Here is a 24,888-nt window from a genome sequence, read left to right as displayed (position 1 = left end):
CGTCCTCATCGAAAGCCTCGGACAGGAGCGGGTCGGTGTCGGAGGCGAGGATGTCGAGCCTGGTCGCGTCCCGGGAGACGAGCGAGGAGAAGTCGGTGGAAGCCGCCGATGGACGCGGCCTTCGTGACGACGTCCCGCACGGTCGACCTGGTCTGCTTGCTGACACGTTCGGAGAGGGTGCCGCGGTCGGGGTTGGCATCGACGGCGATGATGCGGTCCTCGCGTGCGTCGGCGAGGGCCATGCCGAGCAGCGCAGTGACGGTGGTCTTGCCGACCCCGCCCTTGCGGGTCAGGATCGGCACGAACCGAGTGCCGCCGTCGAACTCCTTGCGGATTAGGCCGTCCATGTGCTTGTGGGCGCGCACCTTCGCCGAGTCGCCGAGGTTCACGAGGTGCAGCGTCGCGGCGTAGACGAAGGCGTTCCAGCCGCCGTGCGGCGGCGGTTGGGTGCGGCGGTTGACCGCGAGCAGGCGTTCCGAGGTGAGCATGGCCGCCGATTCGGGCACGACGGCGCCGTCCGGGCGCAGACGCTCCCTGCGGGACTGCGCTGCGGCATCCGCCTGCCCGGGCTGCGACGGGCCGGACAGTGACTGCACGGCCCCCGCTGCGGTCGCACCGAGGCGGTCAGCCCGGTCGGCGCCGTCGTTCCGGTCGGCGCGGTTGTTCCGGGCGGTCCTGTCACCGGCGGCGACCCGGATGCCCGGCCCGGTGTTGATCTCGATGGTGTGCGTCGCGGGGCGGGCGGTATCGCTCACGCCGGCGGGGCCGCCACTCCCGATCGCCGCAGGCGTGGGGTTCGCGGCCGCGAGCCCTGCCGGGAGGGCCGCGGCAAGATTGTCGATTGTGTGCGGCGGCAGCTCGCTGTTGTACTCGTCACCGGGCTGCGCGTCTCCGCCGCCCGTCGAAGAGATTCCGGTGTCCGTGCGCTTTTCCGGCACCACAGTCCGTCCCTTCGTCGTGAAAAAATCGGCCCGGCCTGGGCCCCCGGCCGGCCGGCGCCACCGTGGGCGCCGACCGATCGACCTTCAGCCTAGCGCGGGCGCACAACCACGAGCAGGTCGCCTGCGTCCACCTGCTGCGTCTTGGGGATCGCCACCCGCTCGACGATGCCGGCGATCGGGGAGGTGATCGCGGCCTCCATCTTCATGGCTTCGATGGATGCGACACTCTGGCCGGCCTCAACGGTCGCGCCTTCCTCCACCTGCAGGGTGACCACCCCGGAGAAGGGAGCCGCGACCTGGCCAGGACGGTTCGCATCCGCCTTCTCGGCGGCCTTGGTGCTCACGGTGATGCCGCGGTCGCGCACGAAAACGGGGCGCAGCTGGCCGTTGAGCGTGGTCATGACGGTGCGCATGCCCTTGTCGTCCGCCTCGCCGATCGCCTCGAGTCCGACGTAGAGGCGAACGCCCTTGTCGATCTCGACCGAGTGCTCGATGCCCTGCTGCAGCCCGTTGAGGTAGTCGACGGTGTCGACGACGGAGAGGTCGCCGAACAACTCCCGGATCTGCTCGAACTGGCGGGTCGGGCCGGGGAAGAGCAGCTGGTTGAGCATGGAGCGACGGGTCAGGCTGTCGCCGTCGAGCGCCTCGCGCTCCGGAGCGGTCAGCTCGGTGACGCCGATGTGGATGCTGCGACCGGCGAGGACCTTGCTGCGGAAGGGCTCCGGCCAGCCGCCGGGCAGGTCGCCCAGTTCGCCGGCCATGAAGCCGATCACCGAGTCCGGCACGTCGTAGTTGCCCGGGTTCGCGGCGAAGTCCTCGGGGTCGGCGCGGACGGCGGCGAGGTAGAGGGCGAGGTCGCCGACGACCTTCGACGACGGGGTGACCTTCGGTACCCGGCCGAGGATCTGGTTCGCGGCGGCGTACATGTCCTCGATGAGCTCGAAGTCGTCGGCAAGGCCGAGGGCGACGGCCTGGGTGCGGAGGTTGGAGAGCTGGCCTCCGGGGATCTCGTGGCTGTAGACCCGCCCGGTCGGGGCGCGGAGGCCCGATTCGAAGGGGTGGTAGACGCGGCGCACGTCTTCCCAGTACGGTTCGAGGTCGCAGACGGCCTTGAGCGAGATTCCGGTGTCGCGTTCGGTGTGCGCGAGCGCGGCGACGAGCGACGACGCAGAGGGCTGGCTCGTGGTGCCGGCCATCGGTGCGCTCGCGACGTCGACGGCGTCGGCCCCGGCCCGCGCGGCGGCGAGCAGGGTCGCGAGCTGGCCGCCGGGAGTGTCGTGGGTGTGGACGTGCACGGGGAGCGCGAAGCGCTCGCGGAGCGCGCCGACGAGCTTCTCGGCGGCGGCGGGGCGAAGCAGCCCGGCCATGTCCTTGATCGCGATGATGTGCGCGCCGGTGTCGACGATCTGCTCCGCGAGGCGCAGGTAGTAGTCGAGCGTGTACAGGTCTTCAGCGGGGTCGAGCAGGTCGCCCGTGTAGCAGAGTGCCACCTCGGCGATGCTCGTTCCGGTGCCGAGGACGGCGTCGATCGCCGGGCGCATCTGCGAGACGTCGTTGAGGGCGTCGAAGATGCGGAAGATGTCGACGCCCGTGTCGGAGGCCTCACGCACGAAGGCGTCGGTGACCTCGGTCGGGTACGGCGTGTAGCCGACCGTGTTCCGGCCGCGGAGCAGCATCTGCACGTTGATGTTGGGGAGCGCGGCCCGCAGGGCGGCGAGCCGTTCCCACGGGTCCTCACCGAGGAAGCGGAGCGCGACGTCGTAGGTCGCGCCTCCCCAGGCCTCGATCGACAGGAGCTCCGGCGTCATCCGGGCGACATAGGGCGCCACGGCGACGAGGTCCCTCGTGCGGACCCGGGTTGCCAGGAGCGACTGGTGGGCGTCGCGGAACGTGGTGTCCGTCACGGCGAGTGCGGTCTGGGCGCGGAGTTCCGCGGCGAAACCTGCCGGGCCGAGCAACTGCAGCCGCTGGCGGGAGCCTGCAGGGGCCGGGATGCTGAGGTCGAGCTTCGGCAGCTTCTCCGCCGGGTTCAGCAGCGTGATCGGGACCCCGTTGGGCTTGTTGACGGTGACGTCCGCGAGCCAGTTCAGGATCTTGGTTCCGCGGTCCTTCGACACGCGGGCGCGGAGCAGCTCCGGCCGCTCGTCGATGAAGGAGGTGCTGAGGTCCCCGGCCGCGAAGCCCGGGTCTTCGAGGACGGCCTGCAGGAAGGCGACGTTCGTGGAGACGCCGCGGATGCGGAACTCTGCAAGCGCCCGCTTGGAGCGCGTGACGGCCGCGGTGAAGTCGCGACCGCGGCAGGTGAGCTTCGCGAGCATCGAGTCGAAGTGCGGGCTGATCTGCGCGCCGGGGTTGATGGTTCCACCGTCGAGGCGGATGCCTGCCCCACCGGGAGAGCGGTACGTCGTGATCTTCCCGGTGTCCGGCCGGAAACCCATCGTGGGGTCTTCCGTGGTGATGCGGCACTGGAGTGCCGCGCCGCGCAGGTGGATCTGGTCCTGCAGCAACCCGAGTTCCGCGAGGGTCTCCCCCGCGGCGATGCGGATCTGGGCGACGACGAGGTCGACGTCCGTGACCTCTTCCGTCACGGTGTGCTCCACCTGGATCCGCGGGTTCATCTCGATGAAGACGTGCTGGCCGGCACGCTCCCCGACGGTGTCGAGCAGGAACTCGACGGTGCCCGCGTTGACGTAGCCGATGGAGCGGGCGAACGCGACGGCGTCCGCATAGAGACGGGTACGGATCTCATCGCTGAGGTTCGGGGCCGGCGCGATCTCGATGACCTTCTGGTGGCGGCGCTGCACGGAGCAGTCCCGTTCGAAGAGGTGCACGGTTTCGCCCGTCGAGTCAGCAAGGATCTGCACCTCGATGTGCCGGGGACGGAGCACGGCCTGCTCGAGGAACATCGTCGAGTCGCCGAATGCGCTGTTGGCCTCGCGCATGGCTTCCTCGAGGGAGCCGCGCAGGTCGTCCATGCTCGCGACGCGGCGCATGCCGCGCCCGCCGCCGCCGGCGACGGCCTTGGCGAAGATCGGGAAGCCGATATCGGCGGCCGCGGCCATGAGCTCGTCGAGGTCCTTCGAGGGGGCGCTCGACTTGAGCACAGGCACGCCGGCGGCGATCGCGTGCTCCTTGGCGGTGACCTTGTTTCCGGCCATTTCGAGCACGTGCTCGCCGGGGCCGATGAAGGTGATGCCGGCCTCGCGGGCGGCGAGTGCGAGCTCGGGGTTCTCGGAAAGGAAGCCGTAGCCGGGGTAAATGGCGTCGGCGCCGCTCTCGACGGCCACCCGGATGATCTCGCTCACGGTCAGGTATGCCCTGACGGGGTGCCCGGGTTCGCCGATCTGGTACGCCTCATCTGCCTTCAGGCGATGCAGCGAATTCCGGTCTTCGAACGGATAGACGGCGACGGTTTTCGCGCCGAGTTCATACGCTGCACGAAACGCGCGAATCGCGATTTCTCCGCGGTTGGCAACAAGAATCTTCGTGAACATACAGACCTTTCAGGAGGCGACGGGCACACAGCTGGCGGTTAGGTTCTCTAAGACTAGTGAAGGTAACGTATCTACTTGTGCACGTACTAAGCGTTAGCTCCCTCAAGGGAGGAGTAGGCAAGACCACAGTGACCCTGGGTCTGGCGTCTGCTGCCTTCGCCCGCGGCGTACGGACCCTGGTCGTCGATATCGACCCGCAATCGGATGTCTCGACCGGCATGGACATCGAGGTCGCCGGCCACCTGAACATCGCCGACGTGCTCGCCTCCCCCAAAGAAAAGATCGTTCGCGCCGCCATCGTGCCGAGCGGCTGGACCCGTGGCCAGCAGGGCACGATCGACGTCATGATCGGCAGCCCGTCCGCCATCAACTTCGACGGGCCGCACCCGAGCATCCGCGACATCTGGAAGCTCGAGGAAGCCCTGTCCACGGTCGAGAAAGACTACGACCTGGTGCTGATCGACTGCGCACCCTCCCTCAACGCCCTGACCCGCACGGCGTGGGCGGCGAGCGACCGCGTCGCCGTCGTCACCGAGCCCGGCCTGTTCTCGGTCGCCGCCGCCGACCGCGCCCTGCGCGCGATCGAGGAGATCCGCCGCGGACTCAGCCCCCGCCTCCAGCCGCTCGGCATCATCGTGAACCGTGCCAGGATCGCCTCCCTCGAGCACCAGTTCCGGATCAAGGAACTGCGCGACATGTTCGGCCCGCTCGTACTCAGCCCCCAGCTGCCGGAGCGCACGTCGCTCCAGCAGGCGCAGGGCGCTGCGAAGCCGCTGCACACCTGGCCGGGCGACAGCGCGCAGGAGATGGCGCGTTACTTCGACCAGCTGCTCGACCGCATCCTGCGCACCGCGCGCATCGGCGAGTACGCCGAGCAGCGCTGACCGCTCCCCCAGTCCGGGGCGCATTCTCACGCTCGATTGCGGTCAAACACCTTCCCAGGCGGGATGACGGTGTCTTGTCCGCAACTCGCTCGCGGGCGACGCGATAAGGCGGATGCCCTTCCGGCAAGCCAGTCGTGCTGGCGGGCCGGTCCTGCTGGAGGGTTAGGAGACCTTGCGGGACAGCCGGCGGAGGGCGAGTTCGTCTGACGGGTCTGAAGGCTGCGAGTCGAGCTCGACGAGGGTGGTCTCGACCTCGCGCAGGACCTTGCCCACGGCGATTCCGAAGACGCCCTGGCCGCGGCTGACGAGATCGATGACCTCGTCGTTGGAGGTGCAGAGATAGACGCTCGCGCCGTCGCTCATGAGCGTCGTCTGGGCGAGGTCGCTGACCCCTGACTCGCGGAGCCTGATTGACGGCCGTGCGGATCTGCTGGAGCGAGATGCCGGTGTCGAGGAGGCGCTTGACGAGCTTGAGGACGAGGATGTCGCGAAAGCCGTAGAGCCGCTGGGTGCCGGATCCGGTCGCACCGCGAACCGTCGGCTCGACGAGTTCGGTGCGGGCCCAGTAGTCGAGCTGGCGATAGGTGATGCCTGCGGCACGGGCGGCGACGGCGCCACGGTACCCGGAATTCTCGTCGAGGTCCGGCATGCCGTCGGTGAACAGGAGTCCGTCACCGTAGCGCGAGGCGTCGTCACGCTTGCTGAGCTCGCTCATACGATCGCCTCTCGGAATGGGTGCGGCGCGAACCGCATGTGCAACGCTACCGAGGTACTGGACCCAGGCCCGGACATCCGACCGAACACCTCGGCGTGTCGTGCGACTGGTGTCGGTGGGGTTCGTCCGGGTTGGATTCGGTCCGGCGGCGCTTCTGGCAGTCTACGACTAACTGGTGAGGCGGCCGAGCGCAGATCGGATCAGGCTGCCCCGGATGACCTCGAAATTGCCCGCGATCTCGACGGCCATTTCGGCGGCCTTCGCCCGGCTCGACGCGTCCCTGCGCCGGGACAGCGGCACGAGGGCACTCTCGATCAGCCCCAGTTCGCGCTCTGCCGCACCGCGGAAGCCGCGCAGGTGCCTCGGTTCGATCCCGCTGTGCTGAAGGTCGACAAGGGCGCGCAGGACTCCGAGCGCGTCGTCGCCGTAGACATCCGCCGGAAGGATGATCGATGCGGAGACCGCGTCGTGCAGCAGGGCGGCGGATGCCCCGGCCTCGCGGATGAGTTCGTCCCGGCTGAGGCGTCGCTCGGTCGACAGCATCGACGGACCCGGTGTCACTCCGCCGGGCAACGTCGGCGAATTGCCGGCGTCGAGGTCATCGAGGTAACCGCGGATGACTTTGAGCGGAAGGTACAGGTCGCGTTGCATCGACAGGATCAGGCGGAGCCGGTCGAGGTCGCTCGCGCAGAACTTGCGGTAGCCGGATTCGGTGCGCGCGGGAGAGACGAGCCGCTGCTCCTCGAGGAAGCGCAGCTTCGACGGGGTGAGGTCGGGGAAATCCGGGGTCAGGCGAGCGAGCACCTGTCCGATGCTGAGCAGCGACGTCGCACCCGGCTGCCTTGCCTGGGCGGAGGACGCAGCCACTACTCGCTCGCCTGTGGCGCCAGGTCGAGTCGCGAGGCGTAGAACGTGAGCCGGAACTTGCCGACCTGGACTTCATCCCTGTCGTGGAGCGCTGCGGTTTCGATGCGCACTCCCTCGAAATAGGTGCCGTTCAGGGAGACGAGGTCCTTGACCTCGAACGAGGTTCCGTGGCGGAGGAACTCGGCATGGCGGCGGGACACGGTCACGTCGTCGAGGAAGATGTCCGCGTGCGGGTGCCGACCGACGGTCGTCACATCCGCGTCGAGCAGAAAGCGCGCTCCCGAGTTGGGACCGCGACGAACGACGAGAAGAGCAGACCCGGAGGGGAGGGCCGAAATGGCTTCCTGCTCCTCGGCCGTCACGTCATTGTCGACGGCGGCGAGCTGGGCCGCGAAGCCCTGACTGAACGTCATCGTCGTGTCGGTGCCGGAATATTCTTCGGGCGCGGCCTTACGCTGGCTCTCATCTGGCTTTTTGGAATCAATCACCGGTACACCTCCTACCTTTCAATCGTATCCGATCGAATGGGCGCTATGACCCGCGGAAGCCGAATCACCCGAGCAGTCTGGACGGCGTAGATGATTCCGGCCCACCAATACAGGAATGCGCCCCAGATTCCGAAGGCCCAGCCGATCGGAAGGGACCACCAGCCGAGCATCGGGAACGCCTGGCCGAGCATGACGAGCGGCAGGGCATAGAAGAGGCAGAAGGTCGCGGCCTTGCCGAGCAGGTTGACCGGGAGCGGACCGTAGCCGTGGTTCGCGAGGACGATCCCGAGGCCGAGCAGGAACACGTCCCTGCCGATCACGATGAGGACGATCCACCAGGGCACGAGGTCACGCCAGGCCAGGCCGAGGAGGGCCGCGAAAATGTAGAGCCGGTCGGCCGCGGGGTCGAGCAGCTGGCCGAGCCGGGTGATCTGGTTGAAGCGCCGCGCGATCACGCCGTCGAGGTAATCGGTGAGGCTCGCGACGAGGAGCACGAGGAGGGCCCAGGCATCGGCGCCGCGAACGAGGAGCACGAGGAAGACCGGGACGAGGGCGAGCCGGAGGGCGCTCAGCAGGTTGGGCAGGGTCAGAACCCTGGAACTGATGATGGGTACTTCCGCCCCTGCCATTGTGCGAGTCTACCGATGCGCCAGCGCTCTACGGAATGCGCCGTTTCGCGGGTCGCGCCGTGTCCTCGCCCTCCGCCGCGGTACCGACCTTCCCTCCACCCCTGCTGCGTTCGACGCTGCGCCGGAGCGCCTCCATCAGGTCGAGGACCTCACCGCCGGCCGACTCCTCTTCTGCGCCGTCCCCCGCCTCCCCCGCCTCGGCCGCCTCGACCGTCTCGCCGGCCGCGAGCTTGGCTTCGATGAGTTCCCTGAGCTGATCCTGGTAGTCGTCGCGGTAGTCCTGGGGGGTGAAGTCGGAGGAGAAGGACTCGACGAGTGCCGCCGAGAGTTCAAGCTCCTGCCGCGAGATCTTCGTCGATTCGGCGAGGGCGGGGAAGTCCGCCTCCCGCACCTCGTCGCTCCAGAGCAGGGCCTGCAGGAGCAGCACGTCACCGCGGACCCGGAGCGCACCGAGCCGGGTCTTCTGGCGGAGTGCGAACCGCACGATCGCGGTGCGGTCGCTCGCCTCGAGCGCCCGCCGCAGCAGGACGTACGCCTTGGGCGATGCGCCGTCCGGCTCGAGGAAATAGCTCTTCTCGAAGAGCATCGGGTCGAGCTGCTCGCTCGGGACGAACTCGACGACGTCGATCTCCCTGCTCTTCTCTGCCGGGAGCCTGCGGAGCTCCTCCTCGGTGAGCACGACCGTGTTCTCGCCGTCGTCGTACGCCTTGTCGATATGGGCGTAGTCAACGACCCGGCCGCAGCGCGAGCACCGCCGCTGGTATCGGATGCGTCCGCCGTCGGCGTCATGGACCTGGTGCAACGGGGTGTCGTGGTCTTCCGTGGCGCTGTAGACCTTGACGGGCACGTTGACGAGGCCGAAGGTGATGGAACCTTTCCAGATCGATCGCATGGGAAACAGTAGACACCGCATCCGTTCGGCGTACTAGCCGGAACCGGGGCTCGCGGGCATGCTGGTGGCACGCAGGCGGAACAATGGCGGGAGAATCGGCCCGGGAGGGAAGCCAGATGGACGAGACGACGAGCCAGGTCGTGTCCGTGGACGGTCACCGGATCACGCTCACGCACCTCGACAAGGTGCTGTATCCCGAGACCGGCACCACGAAAGCGGATGTCCTCGGGTACTACGCCGCGATCGCCGAGGTGCTCGTGCCGCACGCAGCGAACCGGGCGGCGACGCGGAAGCGCTGGGTGCACGGGGTCGGAACGCCGGAGAAGCCGGAGAAGATGTTCTTCCAGAAGAACCTCGAGGAGTCCGCGCCGGGCTGGGTGCAGCGCCACTCGATCGAGCACACCGACCACACGAACGTGTACCCGCTCGTGAACGACGTCGCGACCCTGACCTGGCTCGGTCAGATGTCGGCGCTCGAGCTCCACGTTCCGCAATGGCAGTTCGGGAGGGACGGCAGCCGGCGCAACCCGGACCGGCTCGTGCTCGACCTCGACCCCGGCGAGGGCGTCACCCTCCCGGAGTGCGCGGACGTGGCCAGGCTCGCCCGCGCCATCCTGCGCGACATGGGACTCGACCCCTTTCCGGTCACGAGCGGCAGCAAGGGGATCCATCTCTATGCCGCGCTCGACCTGACCCACACCTCCGACGAGATCTCCCAGGTCGCGCACGAGCTGGCCAGGGCGCTCGAAGCCGACCACCCCGACCTCGTCGTGAGCGACATGAAGAAGTCGATCCGGGGCGGCAAGGTGCTCGTGGACTGGAGCCAGAACAACGCGGCGAAGACCACGATCACGCCCTATTCCCTGCGGGGAACGTTCCGCCCGATGGTCGCGATGCCGCGCACCTGGCGGGAGCTCGCCGAGCCCGGCCTCGCCCAGCTCGACTACCGGCAGGCGCTGAGCCGGGTCGAGCACGGCGGCGATCCGCTCGCTGCCCTGCTCGGCGCGCACGACTCCGGCCGTCGCGACACCGGCGGATCAGGAGCCGGGCCGGAAGCCGGAGCGGGCGACCCGGAACCGGGAGCGGGCGAGGGAGCGCCCGCCGGGGACCCCGCACGCGGGGACCGGCTCGCGGCCTACCGCAGCAAACGCACGGCAGGGCGCACCCCGGAGCCGGTGCCGGGGCCCGGCGCGGGCGTCGGGAATTCCGCGGCCGCGGGACCGGGCGCCACGGCCGCCGGCGGGCACAGCTTCGTGATCCAGGAACACCACGCCCGGAACCTGCACTACGACTTCCGCCTCGAGCACGAGGGCGTCCTGGCGTCGTGGGCGCTCCCCCGCGGCGTGCCGACCGATCCGGCGAAGAACCGCCTCGCCGTGCGCACCGAAGATCATCCCCTGGAGTACGGCGCCTTCGAGGGCGTGATCCCGGCCGGCGAGTACGGCGCAGGCACCGTGTCGATCTGGGACAGCGGCACCTATGACCTCGAGAAGTGGCGGGACGACGAGGTCATCGCGACGCTCCACGGCGAGCCGGGCGGCGGCCTCGACGGCGCCCGCCGGTTCGCGCTCATCCGCACGAACGCCCGGGACCAGGGCGCACACGACCGGTCGGCCCAGAACTGGCTCATCCACCTGATGAAGCCGAAGGCCGGATCCCGGCCGGCGCAGGAGCGGACTGCGGCAGCACGGACCTCCTCAGCACAGTCCGCTGCGGCACAGTCCGCCGCGGCACAGTCCGTCGCGGCGCAGACCGCGGGGTCGGAGTCGACCCGGACGACGGCGACCGGACCGGGAGCGACGGACGGGGAGGGCGGGCCCGGAGTCGGCGCGTCCCCGACCGCGACCCCCGCCGATCCCGGAGTGCGACCGGATGCGAGCCCGATCGGCCGGTACTCGCCGATGCTCGCGACGGCCGGATCGGCCGCGGACCTCGTCACGGACATCCGCTGGGCGTTCGAACCGAAGTGGGACGGGATCCGGGCACTCGCCTACCTCTCAACGGCCGGCACCGAACGACCGGTGCGCCTGTTCACCCGCGCGGGCAACGACGTGACGGAGGCATACCCCGAGCTGCTCGCGGCGCTTCCGGACTCGGTCGACGCGGCCAGTGCGGTGCTCGACGGCGAGATCGTCGCCCTCGACAGGTCCGGGAGGCCGAACTTCGGCCTGCTGCAGAGCCGGATGCACCTGACCCGGCGCACGGTGGCCGCGGCCGCCGCCGCGACCCCGGTGCAGTACCTCGTCTTCGACGTGCTCGAGCACGAGGGCAGCGACCTGAACCGCACCCCCGTATTCCGTTCGGCGGACCATCCTCGAATCGCTCGTCTCGGGCGATGGCCCGGTGCAGCTCTCGCCGGACCTGCCCGGTGACGCGCAGGACGCGCTGCGGGTGAGCCGCGAACTCGGGCTCGAGGGCATCGTCGCGAAAGACGCCGACGCCGGCTACGACGGCGGAAGACGCTCCCGGTCGTGGATCAAGGTCAAGCATCACCGGGCGCAGGAGGTCGTGATCGGCGGCTGGCGTACCGGGAACGGGAACCGGGCCAGGTCGCTCGGCTCCCTGCTGCTCGGGATCCCCTCTGAGACGGGCCTCGACTATATCGGGAGGGTCGGCACGGGCTTCCGCGACCGCGACCTGGCCGCGCTGCGGTCCCGTCTGGACACGCTGGCCCAGGCGGAGAATCCGTTCACGGCCGTTCCCGCGGCGGACGTTCGGGACGCGCACTGGGTGCGGCCCGTTCTCGTGGGCGAGGTCGACTACCTCGAGTGGACCTCGGACGGCCGGTTGCGGCATCCGTCGTGGCGGGGCTGGCGTCCGGACAAGGCGCCGGACGAGGTCGTGCGCGAGGACTGAGTGTCCGGCTACCGCGCCGGTTTCGCCGGCCGCGGGGGCTTCCGGAACGCGTGGCGGCCTGGGGAAGGCCTCGCGCATGTGATCGGAAGAGAGGTAGTCGCCGACGCCGATCATGATGAGGCTGAACAGGATCTGCTCGCTGACCATCCACAACGGATACAGGCCGGGGATCGCGGCGAGGACGAGGGTGATCACCGGGAAGATCTTGCTGAACAGCCGGAGCCGCAGGTAGGCCCAGTAGAAGCCTTTCTGCGCCCGCCAGGCGAAGTAGAGGAGGGTGAGCGTCATCGCGAGCACGACGAAGGTGCGCATCCAGACCGAGGACGGAATCTCGGCGCCGCCGAGGAACAGCACGACCGCGACGACGACCGCGGCAGCGCCGAGGACCAGTTCCGCGGCGAGGAGCCACAGGATCGCGACGAAGGTGCGCCGGGTCCTGGGGTGCCTGCGCATCTCGGGCGCAATGGTGTATTCCACAGATCGCCCACCGGCGACCCGGTCGATCCTGAGGAACAACGGTTCCAGTTTCATGATTCCTCCGGGTGTCAACGGTAGCGGGTCGCACGCGGCGCGGTGCTTGCAATCGGTCGCCGGTGCCGGAGAGCAGCACCGGGCGTACGCTTCGGACATGGACCCGTTCATCGAGTGCCTCTGGATCATGTTCGTCTCCTGCGTTGTCGCCGGGGCGCTCTCCCTCGTCACCGGGGACATCTCCTGGGTCGGCCCGCAGGCTGTCCCCCGGTCGGAACACCACCCCGTACGGAGGGTGCGGTGATGGGCACGCAGACAGACCGGCTGCGCGCGATGTACGCCGGCGGACACGGGAACGCCACGGCGAGACGCTTTGCCCGGTGGTGGAACCGGGCGTTGCGCCTCGGGCTCCTGCCGCCGCGCTGGGTCTCCCTCGAGGTCGTCGGGCGACGCAGCGGACAGATGACCCGGTTCCCGATCGGGATGGCCGACGTGGCCGGCCAGTGGTACCTCGTGTCGATGCTCGGCGAGTGCAACTGGGTTCGGAACGTGCGCGCGGCCGGTGGCCGCGCGACGCTCCGCCGGCGCACGGCGCGCCCGGTCTGGCTCGTCGAGGTGCCGGCCGCGGAACGCGCGCCGATCCTGAAACGCTTCGTGGAGAAGGCCCCCGGCGGGCGCCCGCACATCCCCGTTGAACGGCACGAACCCGTTGCGGCCTTCGAGGCGATCGCCGCGGACCACCCCGTCTTCCGGGTGCTTCCCGCCGTTTGACGCACACGGGTCAGGGCACACGGGTCGGGGCGAACGGGTCAGGGCGAACGGGTCAGGCGCGCGACTCCGGCGAGCGGGCGTCCGCGGCGGGTCCGCCGGCATCCGCCCCGTCGAGGCGGGCGCGCAGGGCCGGCCAGCTCTGGGCGAACCCGGGGTGCAGAGGCAGCTTCTCGATGAGCTCGGTCGGCACCCACCGGAGTGCGATGCTCTCCCGGTCGCTGATCACGGGCTCGAAGGGTGCGAGGGCGCGCACGACGACCGTCGTGTAGGACCAGAAGCCGAGGTCGAGCACCGAGCTGAACTGCAGGCTGACGAGTTCTGCGGGTACGCCGGCCTCCTCATTCGCCTCGCGGGAGCGCGGCTTCGAGGGCGGTCTCGTGCTCGTGGCGGGCACCGCCGGGGAGTCCCCAGGTGTCGCCGTTGTGGCTCCACGCGGCGCGGTGCTGCATGAGCACCCCGAGTTCGGCGTGGTGCACGAGCAGCCCGGCCGCTCCGAATCGTCCCCAGAACCTGCGACCGTCCGGCGCGAAGACCCACTCGTCACCGTTTCCCGTCATGCACCCAGCATGCTGCATCGGGCCGGGAATCGCCCTACAGCGTCCGAATGTCGCACAGTCCGGACTGCGCTGCTCTCTCGAGCGGCCTGCCGAAGGCCAGAGGGCCAGAGACTCAGAGGCTCAAAGGCTCAAAGGCTCAGAGGGCGACGATGGTGTGCAGCGGGGTGGTGCCGAGGCGGTCGCGGCCGAGGAGCTCGGTGAGCTCGAGCACGACGCCGACGCCGGTCAGCCGGTAGCCGGCCCTCCGGACGAGCCGGGAGGTCGCCGCGATCGTTCCGCCGGTCGCGAGCACATCGTCGAGGACGAGCACACGGGAGCCCTCCGGCAGCTGGCCGATCTCGAGCTCGAGGCAGGCCGAACCGTACTCGAGGTCGTAGTTCTCCGAAATGACGGAGCCGGGCAGCTTGCCGCCCTTGCGCACGGCGAGCACGGATGCCCCTGCCGCGTATCCGACGGCCGCCGCAAGCAGGAAACCCCGCGCTTCGATGCCCGCGACCGCGTCGAACTGCCCGTGGAACCGCTCGGCGAGTTCGTCGATGAGCGCCCGGAAGGCCACGGCGTCGGCGAAGACGGGATTGAGGTCACGGAAGAGGATGCCCGTCTCCGGGAAGTCCTGGTAGGACGCGAGGAGGGCGGTCACATGGTCGGCTGCTGGTGTTGGCACCGGTCAAGCCTAGGCGGTCCCGTGCAGGAGGCCCGCTTTCAGCCCCCTGTCCGGGGCGGCACCGGGGTCCGGAGCGAGTGCCGCGATCGGTTCCGGCGCCGGAAGCGATGCGTCGCCGGACATCGCCTCCGCGACGGCCGTGAGGAAGTGGATCACGGCGCGGCGCTGTGCGGGATCGAGCCCTTCCGCCGCTGCGAACATCCGGTCGTGCACGGCGCCGAGCGCGCGTCGCACCTCCTGGTGGGCCGCGGACGTCGCATACAGCAGCTGCACCCGCCCGTCGACGGCGTGCGCCTCGCGCCGGATGTGCCCGGTCCTGGACAGGCGCGCGAGCAATTTCGCCGTCGCGGCGCTCGAGATGCCCAGGTAGACGCTCAGGTCTTTCGGGCTGACGGGCGTGCGCCGGGCCTCCCCCTGGATCAGGTGCCTGATGGCGAGGAGGTCTGTCTCGTTGACCGCGAGCTGGGCCTGGGCGCGCTGGCGCATCGCGGCATCCGCCGCGCGGAACACCCGGAGAGCCGCGAGCACGTCGCGCGGCCTGGTCTCACCCGTCGCACTCGTCGAACGCGCCGCACGCGCAGCACCGCTGACGACAGGGGCCGGCCAGAAGGTCGGCTCCGGCGACGAAGTCGGAGAAGTGGCTCGTTCGGGCATTGCTCCATGCTAGCCTCACATTTAGCTAACTTGGTTAGCAACTTTTACGGGTATGGTGACGGGAAGGTCAGGAGGGGCGATGCACGTTGTGGACCACGCGGTCGAACTCGTCGTGCTGCTCGACGAAGCGGGGCGCTCGATCGGCACGGCGCCCAAGAGCACGATGCACGACGCAGACACCGCGCTCCACCTCGCTTTCTCCGTCTATGTCTTCAACCAACGCGGAGAGGTGCTGATCACCCGGCGTGCGCTCGGCAAGCGCACCTGGCCGGGGGTCTGGACCAACTCGTTCTGCGGGCACCCGCTTCCCGGCGAATCGCAGCAGGACGCCATCGCTCGTCGTGGCCAGTACGAACTCGGCCTCGACCTCGTGGACCTCTTTGTGACCCTGCCGCTGTTCCGCTACCGGGCGACGGATGCGAGCGGCGTCGTCGAAAACGAAATCTGCCCGGTCTACCGGGCGACAGCACACACCAACCCCGTTCCCAACCCCGACGAGGTCGCCGAGTACGTGTGGACAGACCCCGCGACCCTGCGCGCGAGCGCACTCTCCAGTCCCTGGGCGTTCAGCCCGTGGATGGTGCTCCAACTGAAGGAGTTGACATTCGATGCCTGAGATCGCGCACGTCGAAGTAGAGACCGAACTCCAGCGCTTCTTCGCCGCGGCCCGACTGCGGGCGAGCGACTACGGGCAGCACTACGTGGCGCTCTGGGATGCTCTCGAGCATGCGAGCAGCGGCGGCAAGCGGGTGCGACCCGCGCTCGTGCTTGCCGCGTACTCCGGGCTCGGCGGTAAGGACATGTCCCTCGCTGTCCCCGTCGCCGTGAGCTTCGAACTGCTGCACACCGCCTTCGTCATCCACGACGACGTGATCGACCGCGACCTGCACCGGCGCGGCGTCGCGAACGTCGCGGGACGATTCACCGAACGAGCACTTGCGCACGGCGCCGACGACACCCAGACCGGCGCCTGGGCGACCACCGCAGCGATCCTCGCCGGCGATCTCGCGCTGAGCGAAGCCCACCGCGCACTCGCCCTCCTGCCGCTCGATCGCGAACAGCGAGGCCGGCTGCTCGACCTGCTCGACCGGGCCGTCTTCGTGTCGGCCGCCGGCGAACTGGCGGACGTCACGAACACCGTTTCCAAGCATCCGTTGTCGGTCGAGGAGGTCACGTCCACCCTCGAGCAGAAGACCGCCGTCTACTCGTTCGAGGCGCCCCTGATGGCCGGGGCCGTGCTCGCGGAGGCGAGCGCGGAGGCGATCGACGTGCTCGGACGCTTCGGCCGGCTCGTCGGCGTCGCCTTCCAGCTGACCGACGACATCCTCGGCGTGTTCGGAGACCCGGCTCGCACCGGGAAGAGCGTGCTGACCGACCTGCGCGAGGGCAAGCAGACCTCACTGATCTCCTACGCCGGCGCCACGAGCCTCTGGCCCGCGATCGCCCCGTTCGTCGGCAAGAACGACCTCACCGAAGACGAGGCCGGCGAGGCACGCGCGCTGCTCCGCGAGTGCGGCGCCCTGCAGTCCACGGATGAACTCGCGATCGACCACGCCCGCCGGGCCGTCGAGGCCCTCGACACCCCCGCCATCCCGGATGTCCTCAGGCATACCCTGACCCAGCTCGCCGACACCTCCGTGAATCGCGTTCGATGACCGACACCCGGCGCGGCGCGCGCACTACCCCCAACGAATCCCGACCTGTCCGTCGCACAGGGAGCGCCCGGCACGTCGAGCGAGCCCGGCCGTCAGGCACCGGCGAGCGGCCCCCAGCTCGAGAAGTACACCGCTGCGGCCCTCGCGAGTGCGGCGCAGGTCATCGGCGCCTATTCGACGTCGTTCGGTCTCGCCTGCCGCCTGCTCGGGCCGAGGGAACGCAGCCAGGTCACCTCGATCTACGCGCTCGTGAGGGTCGCAGACGAAATCGTCGACGGCGCGGCCAGCCAGGCCGGGCTCCCGGACGCGGCCCAGCGTGCAGCCCTCGACGGACTCGAGGCAGAGACCCTGCGGGCGATCGAAACCGGCTTCAGTACCAACCTCATCGTGCACGCCTTCGCGGACACCGCCCGGGCGACCGGCATCGATGCCCGGCTCACGGCACCGTTCTTCGCCTCGATGCGGCGCGACCTCGATCCGGCCCCCTTCGACGCCGCCGGCATCGCCGAATACATCTACGGATCAGCAGAGGTCGTCGGGCTGATGTGCCTGCGCTCATTCCTGCAGCAGGCAGAACGCACCGACGAGGAACTCCGGTTGCTCGCGGCCGGGGCCCGCAGCCTCGGCGCGGCATTTCAGAAGGTCAACTTCCTCAGGGACATCGCCACCGACCGGGATGACCTCGGACGCAACTACTTTCCCGGGGTCAACCTGCTCACCATGACCGACGCCGAGAAGAACCTCCTGCTCGACGACATGGATGCCGACCTCGACGCTGCGGCGCGGTCGTTGCCGTTGCTCCCGCTCGGCAGCCGGCGCGCCGTCGCGACGGCGCACGGCCTCTTCGCGAGCCTCGCGGTCAAGCTCCGCGAGACCCCCGCACGCGCACTATTGAGCACCCGCATTCGGGTGCCGGATCCGGAGAAACTCATGATCGCCCTCGGCGCAGCATTCGGTCCAGGAGCGTGGAAGAAGTGACCCCGCTCTCCACAGGAAACACTGCAGCACACAGCGAGGGCCGCAGCGGTGGCCACACCATCGTGATCGGCGGCGGCATCGCCGGCCTCGCGAGCGCAGCACTTCTCGCCCGCGACGGCCAGCGGGTCACCCTGCTCGAGGCCGGCGACACGCTCGGCGGCCGTGCGGGCACCTGGACGGACCAGGGTTTCCGGTTCGAGACCGGACCGTCCTGGTACCTGATGCCGGGCGTCTTCGACCACTTCTTCCGGCTCTTCGGCTCGAGTTCCGCCGAGCAGTTCGAACTTCGCCGCCTCGACCCCGGCTACCGGGTCTACTTCGAGGACACAGCAGACCCGATCGACGTCCGTGCGGAACGTGCGGACAACATCGCCCTCTTCGAGAGCATCGAACCGGGAGCGGGGGCCGCCCTTGACCGGTACCTGGACTCCGCGGAGGACACCTACCGGATGGCCGTGAGCCGCTTCCTCTACACGAGCTTCCAGTCGTTCCGGCCGCTGCTGGTCCGGGACGTGCTCACCCGCATCGGCCGGCTGGCCCGGTTGCTCCTGCAGCCGCTCGACAAGTTCGTCGCAGGCTTCGTGACAGACCCGCGGCTGCGGCAGGTGCTCGGCTACCCCGCCGTGTTCCTCGGCTCCTCACCCGACCAGACGCCGTCGATGTATCACCTGATGAGTCACCTCGACCTCGCCGACGGCGTGCTCTATCCCCTGGGCGGCTTCACCCGCCTGATCGACAGCATCGCGGACCTGGCCAGGGCCGAGGGCGTCGAAGTGATCACGGGCGCGCGGGTCACGTCCATCACGACCACGCCGGGAACCCGGCCGGGGGCGTCGAAGCGGCTGCGGGCATCCGTCTCCGGGGTCAGCTACGTCGACAGGGCGGGCACCACCGTGCGGCTCGCCGCCGACCGGGTGGTCTCGGCGGCCGACCTGCACCACACCGAGACCGAGCTTCTTCCCGAGCCGCTGCAGAGCTACCCGGAGTCGTGGTGGCAGCACCGGGTGTCCGGGCCGGGCGCCGTGCTCGTGCTGCTCGGCGTGACCGGCGAATTGCCGAAACTGCAGCACCACACCCTCCTGTTCACCAGCGACTGGGGCGAGAACTTCGGCCGCATCTTCGGGAAGACGCCGAGTGTCGCGTCGCCGGCGTCGTTCTACGTGTGCATGCCGAGTGCGACAGACCCCGGCGTGGCGCCGGACGGCTCCTCGAACCTGTTCCTGCTCGTGCCGATCCCGGCGGACCCCGGACTCGGCCACGGCGGCATCGACGGAGCGGGCTCCCCGGCCATCGAGGCGATCGCCGACGACGCCATCGGGCAGCTCGCTGACTGGGCGGGCATCCCCGACCTCGCCGACCGGATCGTCGTTCGCCGCACGATCGGGCCCGGCGACTTCGCCGACGACCTCAACTCCTGGCGCGGCGGGGCACTCGGCCCTGCGCACACCCTCAAGCAGAGCGCGTTCTTCCGCGGCTCGAACGTCTCCTCGAAGGTCGACGGGCTCTACTATGCCGGCGGCACGACGATTCCGGGGATCGGACTGCCGATGTGCCTGATCAGTGCGGAGATCCTCTTGAAGAGGATGCGCTCGGACACGAGCACGGGACCGCTCGCGGAGCCCCTGCCCCGGCGCGGGAGCGTTCCCGTTCCCGTGCGGGTCACGGTGCCGCTGCACCCGGAATCCGACGGGATCGCCGGATCGGCCGGGCCTGCTGGTTCGTCCGGCGCTTCCGGGTTCGGTGCGCCGAGCGCATCGTGAGCCTGGCCTATCTGCTGAGCCTGCTCGTCTCGCTCGGCGCGATGGTGCTGCTCGACTGGCGGTTCCGGCTGTTCTTCTGGCTCGACGCACGCCGGGCCGCCGCGGTTCTCACGATCGGCGTGGTCTTCCTGCTGGTCTGGGACCTGAGCGGAATCGGCCTGGGCATCTTCTACCGGGGCGAGACCGGGCTGATGACCGGCGTGCAGCTCGCGCCGGAGCTTCCGCTCGAGGAACTCTTCTTCCTCACGTTCCTCTGCTACCTGACGATGAACGCGGTTCACGGGGCAGAACGGATTCTGCACCGCGGGCGGAACGCATGAGTTACGTCCTGCTCGACCTGGTCTTCCTCGGCGGAGCCCTGCTCGTGACGTTCACGGCGGTGCTGGTGCGGCGCCGCCAGCTGTCGCGCCAGAACGTCTGGGCCGTTTGCGTCGCCCTCGTCGTCGTGCTGCTCCTGAGCGCGTTCTTCGACAACGTGATGATCGGCGTCGGCCTGGTCGCCTACGACCCCGCCCGGATCTCCGGGCTGAAGATCGGCCTCGCTCCGATCGAAGACTTCGCCTATCCCGTCGCCGTCGCACTCCTGCTCCCCGCACTCTGGACCCTGTTCCCCGCGCGAAGGGCCCCGGGCCGGGCCCCGGGCGGACGCCGGCAGCACGACGGAAGCGCGCCGGGCGCCGGTGCCGATACCGGCACCGATCCGGGTACCGTTACAAGTACAAACACAGGCATTGGCACTGGCACTGGCGGCACACACACCAGCACCGGTGCGAACAACAGCACCAGCACCAGCACCCGATCGTCCGGAGGGAACCGATGAGCAACATCCGCCCGACGACGCTCTGGAAGACCAGGCAGGTGCTGCTGTCGTCGCGTCCGCTCAGCTGGATCAACACGGCGTACCCCTTCGCGGCCGCGTACATCGTGACGACCGGTCGGGTCGACGCGCTGCTCGTCGTCGGCACGCTGTTCTTCCTGATTCCCTACAACCTGCTGATGTACGGGATCAACGACGTGTTCGACTACGAGTCCGACCTGCGCAACCCGCGGAAGGGTGGCGTCGAGGGTGCGATGCTCGACCCGGCCCTGCACCGCACGGTGCTGCTGTCCGGGATCGTCACGGCGGTGCCCGTGCTCGGCGCGATGCTCGTGCTGGCCGGCACCGGGCATCCGCTGTCCTGGCTGGTGCTCGCGGTGAGCCTCTTCGCCGTTGCCGCATACTCCGTGCCGGTGCTCCGGTTCAAGGAACGTCCGGTCGTCGACTCCGTGACCTCGAGCACGCACTTCGTGAGCCCCGCGGTCTACGGACTCGTCGTCGCCGGCGCGGTCTGGACGCCGGGACTGGTCGCCCTGCTCGCCGCGTTCTTCCTCTGGGGCATGGCCAGCCACGCCTTCGGCGCCGTGCAGGACGTCGTTCCGGACCGGGAGGGCGGAATCGCCTCGATCGCGACCGCGCTCGGCGCCGCGCGCACGGTGCGCCTCGCGATCGGCTGCTGGGCCGCTGCCGGACTGCTGATGCTCGCGACCGGCTGGCCCGGCCTGCTCGGAGCCGTGCTCGCCGTGCCGTACATCGCGGCCGCGTGGCCGTTCCGGTCGGTGAGCGACGCACGCGCCGAAACCGCGAACGCCGGCTGGAAGCGTTTCCTGTGGCTGAACTTCTTCTCCGGTTTCTGCGTGACGATGTTGTTGATCGCCTGGGCGCTGCTCTGAGCAGTGCGGGGCGGGGCGGCTTCTCGCGTCGTCTCGGCGCGGTGCGCGTCAGTCGGGTTGGCCGGGGCGCACTGCGAAACGCAGGACCACAGCGCCGCTGAGGCTCCCCAGGCCTCACGCGGGCCCTCGTCCTGCGTTTCGCGTGGGCGCTGGCGAGAATCCGACGCCGGGCGCCACCCGACGCGCGCCGAGCGGATGCTCCGGCACCGGCATCCGCCCGGCCGCCGCCGCTTTCGAAACGCAGGACCACAGCGCCGCAGAGGCTCCCCAGGCCTCACGCGGGCCTTCGTCCTGCGTTTCGCACGTGCGCCGGTGAGTGGATGCCGGATCGCCGGCATCCACACCCGCGCACCTGGTCGTAGAGTCGAGGGATGGAACCCCTGACGACGGCGCGCGTGGACAGCTGGGCGTGGGCAGTGCGGATGTTCAAGACCCGGTCGCTCGCCACAGCCGCGTGCCGGGCCGGTCACGTCAGGGTGAACGGCGAACGGGCGAAATCGGCGCAACCGGTGCACATCGGAGACGAGGTGCGGGTGCGGTCGAGCGGGTTCGACCGGGTGCTCGTCGTCTCGAAGATCGTGAACAAGCGGGTCGGCGCGCTCGTCGCCGCCGAGTGCTTCGTGGACAAGACCCCGCCGCCCCCGCCGCGCGAGGAGGTCGCGCTCGTCCCGATGCGGGACCGCGGCGCCGGGCGTCCGACCAAGCGGGAACGCCGCGACATCGACAAACTGCGCGCGACCGAGCGACTCGACCCCGAGGACTGGCCGGAGAACGACTGACCCTCCCCCGGCATCCGTTCGCCGCCGCCCGCTCGGTCAGGGCGCGAGGTCGGGGAGGGTGCTGATTCCGAAGTGCTCGCGCAGCGCGAGCGCGGCGGCGAACCAGCCGTTCATGCCGTGCACGGCAGGGCCGGGTGGGGTCGAGGCCGAGCAGAGGTAGAGACCGGGGACGGGCGTGCGCCACGGCCGGGTGGACACCACCGGTCGCTTGACGAGCCTGGCGCAGTGAGACAGCGCCCCCGAGGATGTCGCCGCCGACGAGGTTTGGATTTCCCGCTGCGAGCTCGGCGGGCGAGTGGCGCGCGCTGGCGAGGATCGTGTCGCGGAATCCCGGCGCGAAGCGTTCGACTTCGCGCACGATCGGGAGGACCGGGTCGCCGTCCCAACCGGCCGGAACGTGCGTGTATGCCCACAACACGGCCTTCCCTGCCGGCGCGCGGCTCGCGTCGAGCACACTCGGCTGGGCGAGCAGAAGGAACGGATGCCGCGGCGAGCGTCCCCCGGACACCAGCCGTTCCGCGCGTTCGACGTCGACCCTGCTGCCGCCGAGGTGCACGGTCGGCGCGAGGGCGAGCAGCGGGTTCGTCCACGGCACCGGGCCGGACAGGGCGAAGTCGACCTTGGCGACGCCGGTGCCGTATTGGTAGCGGCGAAGGGCACGCCGGTAGCCGTCCGGCAGCGCGGGCCCCGCGAAGCGGTCGAGGAAGACCGTCGAGGTGTCGAGCAGTGTCACCCTGGCCGGGTCGAGGTCGCCGGGCCCGCGAACCTCGGTGTCCAGTCGCAGTGTGCCGCCGTGGGCGAGCAGGTCGGCAACGAGCGCGTCCGCGATCGCCTGGGCACCGCCGACCGGGTATCCCCAGCCGGCGGCGTGCGCCTCCGCCGCGAGGAGCAGCCCGGCCCCCGCCTGCGCGAGTGCGGGCTGGCGGCCGGGAGCGTGCGCGGCCACGCCGGAGAGGAGTGCCGGTGCGTCGGGGCCGTGGAACAGCATCTGACCGGCGGGGGTGCCGAGGGCGAGCACGCGGAGGCCGTATTCGAGGGCGGCGCGCGGGTCGTCCGGCCAGCGCAGCAACTGGTGGCCGGTGAAGGAGACGACGCCCTCGATGCGGTCGACGAGGGGCCGGAGCAGCCGGGTCCAGGCCGGGCCGTCACGGCCGAGGCCCGCGGCGGTGCGGTCGAGGTCGCGGCAGGCGATGGCGGCGCGGTGCGCATCGAGCGGATGCGCGTACGACACCTCGGGGATCACGAACGGCACCCGCTCGCTGAGCCCGAAGGCGCGGAAGAACGGGGAGGCGAGGGCTGCGGGGTGCACCGCCGAGCCGAGATCGTGCCGGAAGCCGGGCAGGGTGAGCTCGCCGGTGCGGAGGCCGCCGCCGGCCGTTGCGGCCCGCTCGGTGACGGTCACGGAGAGGCCGGCCCGCGCGCAGACGACCGCGGCGGCGAGGCCGTTCGGGCCGGCCCCGACCACGTTGACGTCAGGCACGGAATCCCGCTCTCGGAGGGTGCACTGCCCTGAGGTGTCGCATATCGACGTTCCCGGGGCGCGCGAACCTCGATATGCGACACCTCACGGGGTCGGTGGACGCTCGCGGCCGGGACGGCGCCGTCTCAGGCATGCGGGCCTCCCGGGAGGGCGACCGGGTGCACGTAGAACCCGGTCGGTGAGTACGCACCCACCAGTCCCCTGTCACGCGTTTCTCCGCGCCCGTGGCGAAGCGGTAGCGGAACAGCCGGGCGCGCACATACCGGGGCGGGGCGTCGGGGAACGGGTTGACCCGCAGCATCCGCAGGGTGGGCCGGTCGCCCTCGAGCAAGCGCACCAGGAACATTTCGAACCACCGGGTGTCGCGCACGCCCAGGGCGAGGAACCACATCAGCCAGTCGAGCCGTAGGTGATACGGGGCGAACTGGCGGGGAAGGCGGGCGGGGTCGCCCGGTTTGCCGTGGAATTCGTACGGGCGCCAGGCCGTCTCGTCGCCGGGGTCTTCGGCGGCGCTGCCCTCGACGACGATCTCGTAGCGCTTCTTCGTGACGGTGCCGAAGGCCCCGTAGGCGTTCACGAGGTGGTACCGGTTGAAGCTCGCGTTCATCAGCTGCCTGCGGGCGACCAGGTTGCGGGCGGGCCAGAAGCTGAGCACCACGAGCAGCAAGGTGACCGCGAGCACGAGCACGACGAACCACGGCGGGGAGGCGGGCACGGCTGCCGAGGTCTCGCCCGCGCCGCCGGGGAGGAACGGGAAAACCGTCCGGAACGCGCGGTCGTCGACGGCGGCGAAGACAAGCACGATCGTGATCCAGTTCAGCCAGGCGAAGTTACCGGTGGCCACGAGCCACAGCTGGGTCAGGGCGAGCAGAGCGGCGGCCAGGGATGCGACGGGCTGCGGCGCGAACAGGAAGAACGGCACCACGAGTTGCGCGACGTGATTGCCGAGCACCTCGCCGCGGTGGAACCAGGCCGGCAGCCGGTGCACGAACGAGCCTGAGCGGATTCGGCATCGGCTGCGTCTCGTGATGGTAGGTCAGGGCGGTCAGGTCACGCCATTCCGGGCCGCCGCGCATCTTGATCATGCCGGCGCCGAACTCCAGCCGGAAGACGAGCCAACGCACGAAGACCATGATCGTGAGCGGAGGGGCCACCTCGTTCGACCCGAGGAAGGCGACGACGAACCCGGCTTCGAGCAGCAGGCTCTCCCAGCCGAAGGAGTAGAAGGTCTGCCCCACGTTGACGATCGACAGGTATCCGGCCCAGAGCAGCAGGAAGGCGAGCATCGGGAGCCAGGGCGGGCCCAGTTGCGGCAGGCCGATGACGAGGGTCGAGGCCAGCAGGACACCGCCCCAGGCCAGCACCCGCAGCATCCGGTCGGAGTACCGCCAGTGGAACAGGCTCGGAGCGTCGCGGAACCGGAGCCTGGACACCCAGTCGCGCACCGGCAGCAGGCCATGATCCCCGAGCAGCGCGGGGAACTGGTTGGCGGTGGACAGGAACGCCACGAGGAAGACCGCTGCCACTCCGCGCTGCAGAACCTGCCGCGCTATCGAGTAGTCGCCGGCCTCGAAGAAGGCACCGAGGAGATCCATCGTGAAGTCACCCTAGCCCCGCCTGGCCCGGCAGGGCAGGGTCGGGAA

General features: G+C 69.9%; 22 protein-coding genes and 4 pseudogenes. 13 read left to right on the top strand and 13 right to left on the bottom strand.

The features are described from left to right. Positions 1-5: 5 nt before the first annotated feature. Positions 6-941: an AAA family ATPase gene (locus KIV56_RS20075; protein WP_432432582.1), complete on the bottom strand. Its 936-nt coding sequence runs from the start codon at positions 939-941 to the stop codon at positions 6-8. Positions 942-1,030: 89 nt separating this feature from the next. Next, positions 1,031-4,435: a pyruvate carboxylase gene (locus KIV56_RS00630; protein WP_281534765.1), complete on the bottom strand. Its 3,405-nt coding sequence runs from the start codon at positions 4,433-4,435 to the stop codon at positions 1,031-1,033. A gap of 77 nt (positions 4,436-4,512) precedes the next feature. On the opposite strand from KIV56_RS00630, the gene KIV56_RS00625 reads away from it, so the two are divergent. After that, positions 4,513-5,319 carry a ParA family protein gene (locus KIV56_RS00625; RefSeq protein ID WP_134446112.1) on the top strand — a complete coding sequence of 269 codons (807 nt, stop codon included), beginning with the start codon at positions 4,513-4,515 and terminating at the stop codon, positions 5,317-5,319. A gap of 162 nt (positions 5,320-5,481) precedes the next feature. Here KIV56_RS00625 and KIV56_RS00620 read toward each other — a convergent pair. The 5 genes and pseudogenes from KIV56_RS00620 to KIV56_RS00600 form a co-directional block, all read right to left on the bottom strand. After that, positions 5,482-6,034 (bottom strand): annotated as a pseudogene (locus KIV56_RS00620) (MerR family transcriptional regulator). A 168-nt stretch (positions 6,035-6,202) separates the two neighbouring features. After that, positions 6,203-6,901 carry a transcriptional regulator FtsR gene (ftsR, locus tag KIV56_RS00615; protein ID WP_281534764.1) on the bottom strand — a complete coding sequence of 233 codons (699 nt, stop codon included), beginning with the start codon at positions 6,899-6,901 and terminating at the stop codon, positions 6,203-6,205. Then, entirely contained in the window at positions 6,901-7,314 is a 414-nt protein-coding gene (locus tag KIV56_RS00610; protein WP_134446136.1) for an FHA domain-containing protein, read from the bottom strand. Before KIV56_RS00610 ends, ftsR begins: the two co-directional genes overlap by 1 nt. A gap of 86 nt (positions 7,315-7,400) precedes the next feature. Continuing rightward, a complete protein-coding gene (locus tag KIV56_RS00605) occupies positions 7,401-8,018 on the bottom strand; it encodes a CDP-alcohol phosphatidyltransferase family protein (RefSeq protein ID WP_281534763.1) in 618 nt (205 codons plus the stop codon). A 28-nt stretch (positions 8,019-8,046) separates the two neighbouring features. Next, positions 8,047-8,910 carry a Ku protein gene (locus KIV56_RS00600; RefSeq protein WP_281534762.1) on the bottom strand — a complete coding sequence of 288 codons (864 nt, stop codon included), beginning with the start codon at positions 8,908-8,910 and terminating at the stop codon, positions 8,047-8,049. Between the two features lie 116 nt (positions 8,911-9,026). Between KIV56_RS00600 and ligD the strand changes: the two are divergent. The 4 genes and pseudogenes from ligD to KIV56_RS00575 all read left to right on the top strand — a co-directional run bounded on the left by ligD (position 9,027) and on the right by KIV56_RS00575 (position 13,008). Beyond that, positions 9,027-11,766 (top strand): annotated as a pseudogene (gene ligD / locus KIV56_RS00595) (non-homologous end-joining DNA ligase). After that, complete coding sequence (locus tag KIV56_RS19330; protein WP_348648442.1) at positions 11,767-12,321, top strand: hypothetical protein; 555 nt, start codon at positions 11,767-11,769, stop codon at positions 12,319-12,321. It abuts the pseudogene before it with no gap. A 73-nt stretch (positions 12,322-12,394) separates the two neighbouring features. Then, positions 12,395-12,541, top strand: coding sequence for a hypothetical protein (locus KIV56_RS00580; RefSeq protein ID WP_281534759.1), 147 nt, complete (start codon positions 12,395-12,397; stop codon positions 12,539-12,541). Then, a complete protein-coding gene (locus KIV56_RS00575) occupies positions 12,541-13,008 on the top strand; it encodes a nitroreductase/quinone reductase family protein (RefSeq protein WP_281536239.1) in 468 nt (155 codons plus the stop codon). Before KIV56_RS00580 ends, KIV56_RS00575 begins: the two co-directional genes overlap by 1 nt. A 52-nt stretch (positions 13,009-13,060) precedes the next feature. Here KIV56_RS00575 and KIV56_RS19325 read toward each other — a convergent pair whose 3' ends face one another. The 4 genes from KIV56_RS19325 to KIV56_RS00560 all read right to left on the bottom strand — a co-directional run bounded on the left by KIV56_RS19325 (position 13,061) and on the right by KIV56_RS00560 (position 14,883). Beyond that, the gene (locus KIV56_RS19325) at positions 13,061-13,402 is read right to left on the bottom strand and encodes a hypothetical protein (RefSeq protein ID WP_348648441.1); all 342 of its coding nucleotides are present in this window, start codon (positions 13,400-13,402) and stop codon (positions 13,061-13,063) included. Further along, the gene (locus KIV56_RS19320) at positions 13,347-13,565 is read right to left on the bottom strand and encodes an NUDIX domain-containing protein (RefSeq protein WP_348648440.1); all 219 of its coding nucleotides are present in this window, start codon (positions 13,563-13,565) and stop codon (positions 13,347-13,349) included. The genes KIV56_RS19325 and KIV56_RS19320 overlap by 56 nt, the downstream gene beginning before the upstream one ends. Positions 13,566-13,701: 136 nt before the next feature. After that, positions 13,702-14,229 carry an adenine phosphoribosyltransferase gene (locus KIV56_RS00565; protein ID WP_281534758.1) on the bottom strand — a complete coding sequence of 176 codons (528 nt, stop codon included), beginning with the start codon at positions 14,227-14,229 and terminating at the stop codon, positions 13,702-13,704. A gap of 9 nt (positions 14,230-14,238) precedes the next feature. After that, positions 14,239-14,883 (bottom strand): MarR family winged helix-turn-helix transcriptional regulator, encoded by a 645-nt coding sequence (locus KIV56_RS00560; RefSeq protein WP_281534757.1) that lies wholly within the window; start codon positions 14,881-14,883, stop codon positions 14,239-14,241. A gap of 79 nt (positions 14,884-14,962) precedes the next feature. On the opposite strand from KIV56_RS00560, the gene idi reads away from it, so the two are divergent. The 8 genes from idi to KIV56_RS00520 all read left to right on the top strand — a co-directional run bounded on the left by idi (position 14,963) and on the right by KIV56_RS00520 (position 21,765). Next, positions 14,963-15,499: an isopentenyl-diphosphate Delta-isomerase gene (idi, locus tag KIV56_RS00555; RefSeq protein ID WP_281534756.1), complete on the top strand. Its 537-nt coding sequence runs from the start codon at positions 14,963-14,965 to the stop codon at positions 15,497-15,499. Continuing rightward, positions 15,492-16,538: a polyprenyl synthetase family protein gene (locus KIV56_RS00550; RefSeq protein ID WP_281534755.1), complete on the top strand. Its 1,047-nt coding sequence runs from the start codon at positions 15,492-15,494 to the stop codon at positions 16,536-16,538. The genes idi and KIV56_RS00550 overlap by 8 nt, the downstream gene beginning before the upstream one ends. A gap of 45 nt (positions 16,539-16,583) precedes the next feature. Further along, positions 16,584-17,516: a phytoene/squalene synthase family protein gene (locus KIV56_RS00545; RefSeq protein WP_281536238.1), complete on the top strand. Its 933-nt coding sequence runs from the start codon at positions 16,584-16,586 to the stop codon at positions 17,514-17,516. Further along, entirely contained in the window at positions 17,513-19,276 is a 1,764-nt protein-coding gene (gene crtI / locus KIV56_RS00540) for a phytoene desaturase family protein (RefSeq protein ID WP_432432650.1), read from the top strand. Before KIV56_RS00545 ends, crtI begins: the two co-directional genes overlap by 4 nt. Continuing rightward, entirely contained in the window at positions 19,273-19,596 is a 324-nt protein-coding gene (locus KIV56_RS00535; protein WP_281534754.1) for a lycopene cyclase domain-containing protein, read from the top strand. The genes crtI and KIV56_RS00535 overlap by 4 nt, the downstream gene beginning before the upstream one ends. Next, a complete protein-coding gene (locus KIV56_RS00530) occupies positions 19,593-20,096 on the top strand; it encodes a lycopene cyclase domain-containing protein (RefSeq protein ID WP_281534753.1) in 504 nt (167 codons plus the stop codon). Before KIV56_RS00535 ends, KIV56_RS00530 begins: the two co-directional genes overlap by 4 nt. Next, positions 20,093-20,986, top strand: a complete 894-nt coding sequence (locus KIV56_RS00525) for a prenyltransferase (protein WP_281534752.1) — start codon at positions 20,093-20,095, stop codon at positions 20,984-20,986. Before KIV56_RS00530 ends, KIV56_RS00525 begins: the two co-directional genes overlap by 4 nt. Positions 20,987-21,357: 371 nt before the next feature. Next, entirely contained in the window at positions 21,358-21,765 is a 408-nt protein-coding gene (locus KIV56_RS00520) for an RNA-binding S4 domain-containing protein (protein WP_281534751.1), read from the top strand. A gap of 36 nt (positions 21,766-21,801) precedes the next feature. Here KIV56_RS00520 and KIV56_RS00515 read toward each other — a convergent pair. Together KIV56_RS00515 and KIV56_RS00510 are read right to left on the bottom strand one after the other, a co-directional pair. Beyond that, positions 21,802-23,245 (bottom strand): annotated as a pseudogene (locus KIV56_RS00515) (phytoene desaturase family protein). A gap of 181 nt (positions 23,246-23,426) precedes the next feature. Continuing rightward, positions 23,427-24,840: pseudogene (locus KIV56_RS00510) on the bottom strand (lipase maturation factor family protein); the annotation flags it as partial. Between the last annotated feature and the right edge of the window lie 48 nt (positions 24,841-24,888).

The organism is Cryobacterium breve, assembly GCF_027594785.1.
Classification (GTDB): domain Bacteria; phylum Actinomycetota; class Actinomycetes; order Actinomycetales; family Microbacteriaceae; genus Cryobacterium; species Cryobacterium breve_A.
Note: the sequence above shows the minus strand (reverse complement) of the source record. Positions and strands in the feature narration are given on the sequence as shown.

What these genes read in the sequence shown, in the direction of transcription:
- KIV56_RS00525 (WP_281534752.1), top strand. Translation starts at nt 20,093, where the DNA reads ATGAGCAACATCCGCCCGACGACGCTCTGGAAGACCAGGCAGGTGCTG.
- KIV56_RS00630 (WP_281534765.1), bottom strand. Translation starts at nt 4,435, where the DNA reads ATGTTCACGAAGATTCTTGTTGCCAACCGCGGAGAAATCGCGATTCGC.
- KIV56_RS00580 (WP_281534759.1), top strand. Translation starts at nt 12,395, where the DNA reads ATGGACCCGTTCATCGAGTGCCTCTGGATCATGTTCGTCTCCTGCGTT.
- KIV56_RS00550 (WP_281534755.1), top strand. Translation starts at nt 15,492, where the DNA reads ATGCCTGAGATCGCGCACGTCGAAGTAGAGACCGAACTCCAGCGCTTC.
- KIV56_RS00575 (WP_281536239.1), top strand. Translation starts at nt 12,541, where the DNA reads ATGGGCACGCAGACAGACCGGCTGCGCGCGATGTACGCCGGCGGACAC.
- KIV56_RS19320 (WP_348648440.1), bottom strand. Translation starts at nt 13,565, where the DNA reads ATGACGGGAAACGGTGACGAGTGGGTCTTCGCGCCGGACGGTCGCAGG.
- KIV56_RS00600 (WP_281534762.1), bottom strand. Translation starts at nt 8,910, where the DNA reads ATGCGATCGATCTGGAAAGGTTCCATCACCTTCGGCCTCGTCAACGTG.
- KIV56_RS00530 (WP_281534753.1), top strand. Translation starts at nt 19,593, where the DNA reads ATGAGTTACGTCCTGCTCGACCTGGTCTTCCTCGGCGGAGCCCTGCTC.
- KIV56_RS00560 (WP_281534757.1), bottom strand. Translation starts at nt 14,883, where the DNA reads ATGCCCGAACGAGCCACTTCTCCGACTTCGTCGCCGGAGCCGACCTTC.
- idi (WP_281534756.1), top strand. Translation starts at nt 14,963, where the DNA reads ATGCACGTTGTGGACCACGCGGTCGAACTCGTCGTGCTGCTCGACGAA.
- KIV56_RS00520 (WP_281534751.1), top strand. Translation starts at nt 21,358, where the DNA reads ATGGAACCCCTGACGACGGCGCGCGTGGACAGCTGGGCGTGGGCAGTG.
- KIV56_RS00610 (WP_134446136.1), bottom strand. Translation starts at nt 7,314, where the DNA reads ATGACGTTCAGTCAGGGCTTCGCGGCCCAGCTCGCCGCCGTCGACAAT.
- KIV56_RS00605 (WP_281534763.1), bottom strand. Translation starts at nt 8,018, where the DNA reads ATGGCAGGGGCGGAAGTACCCATCATCAGTTCCAGGGTTCTGACCCTG.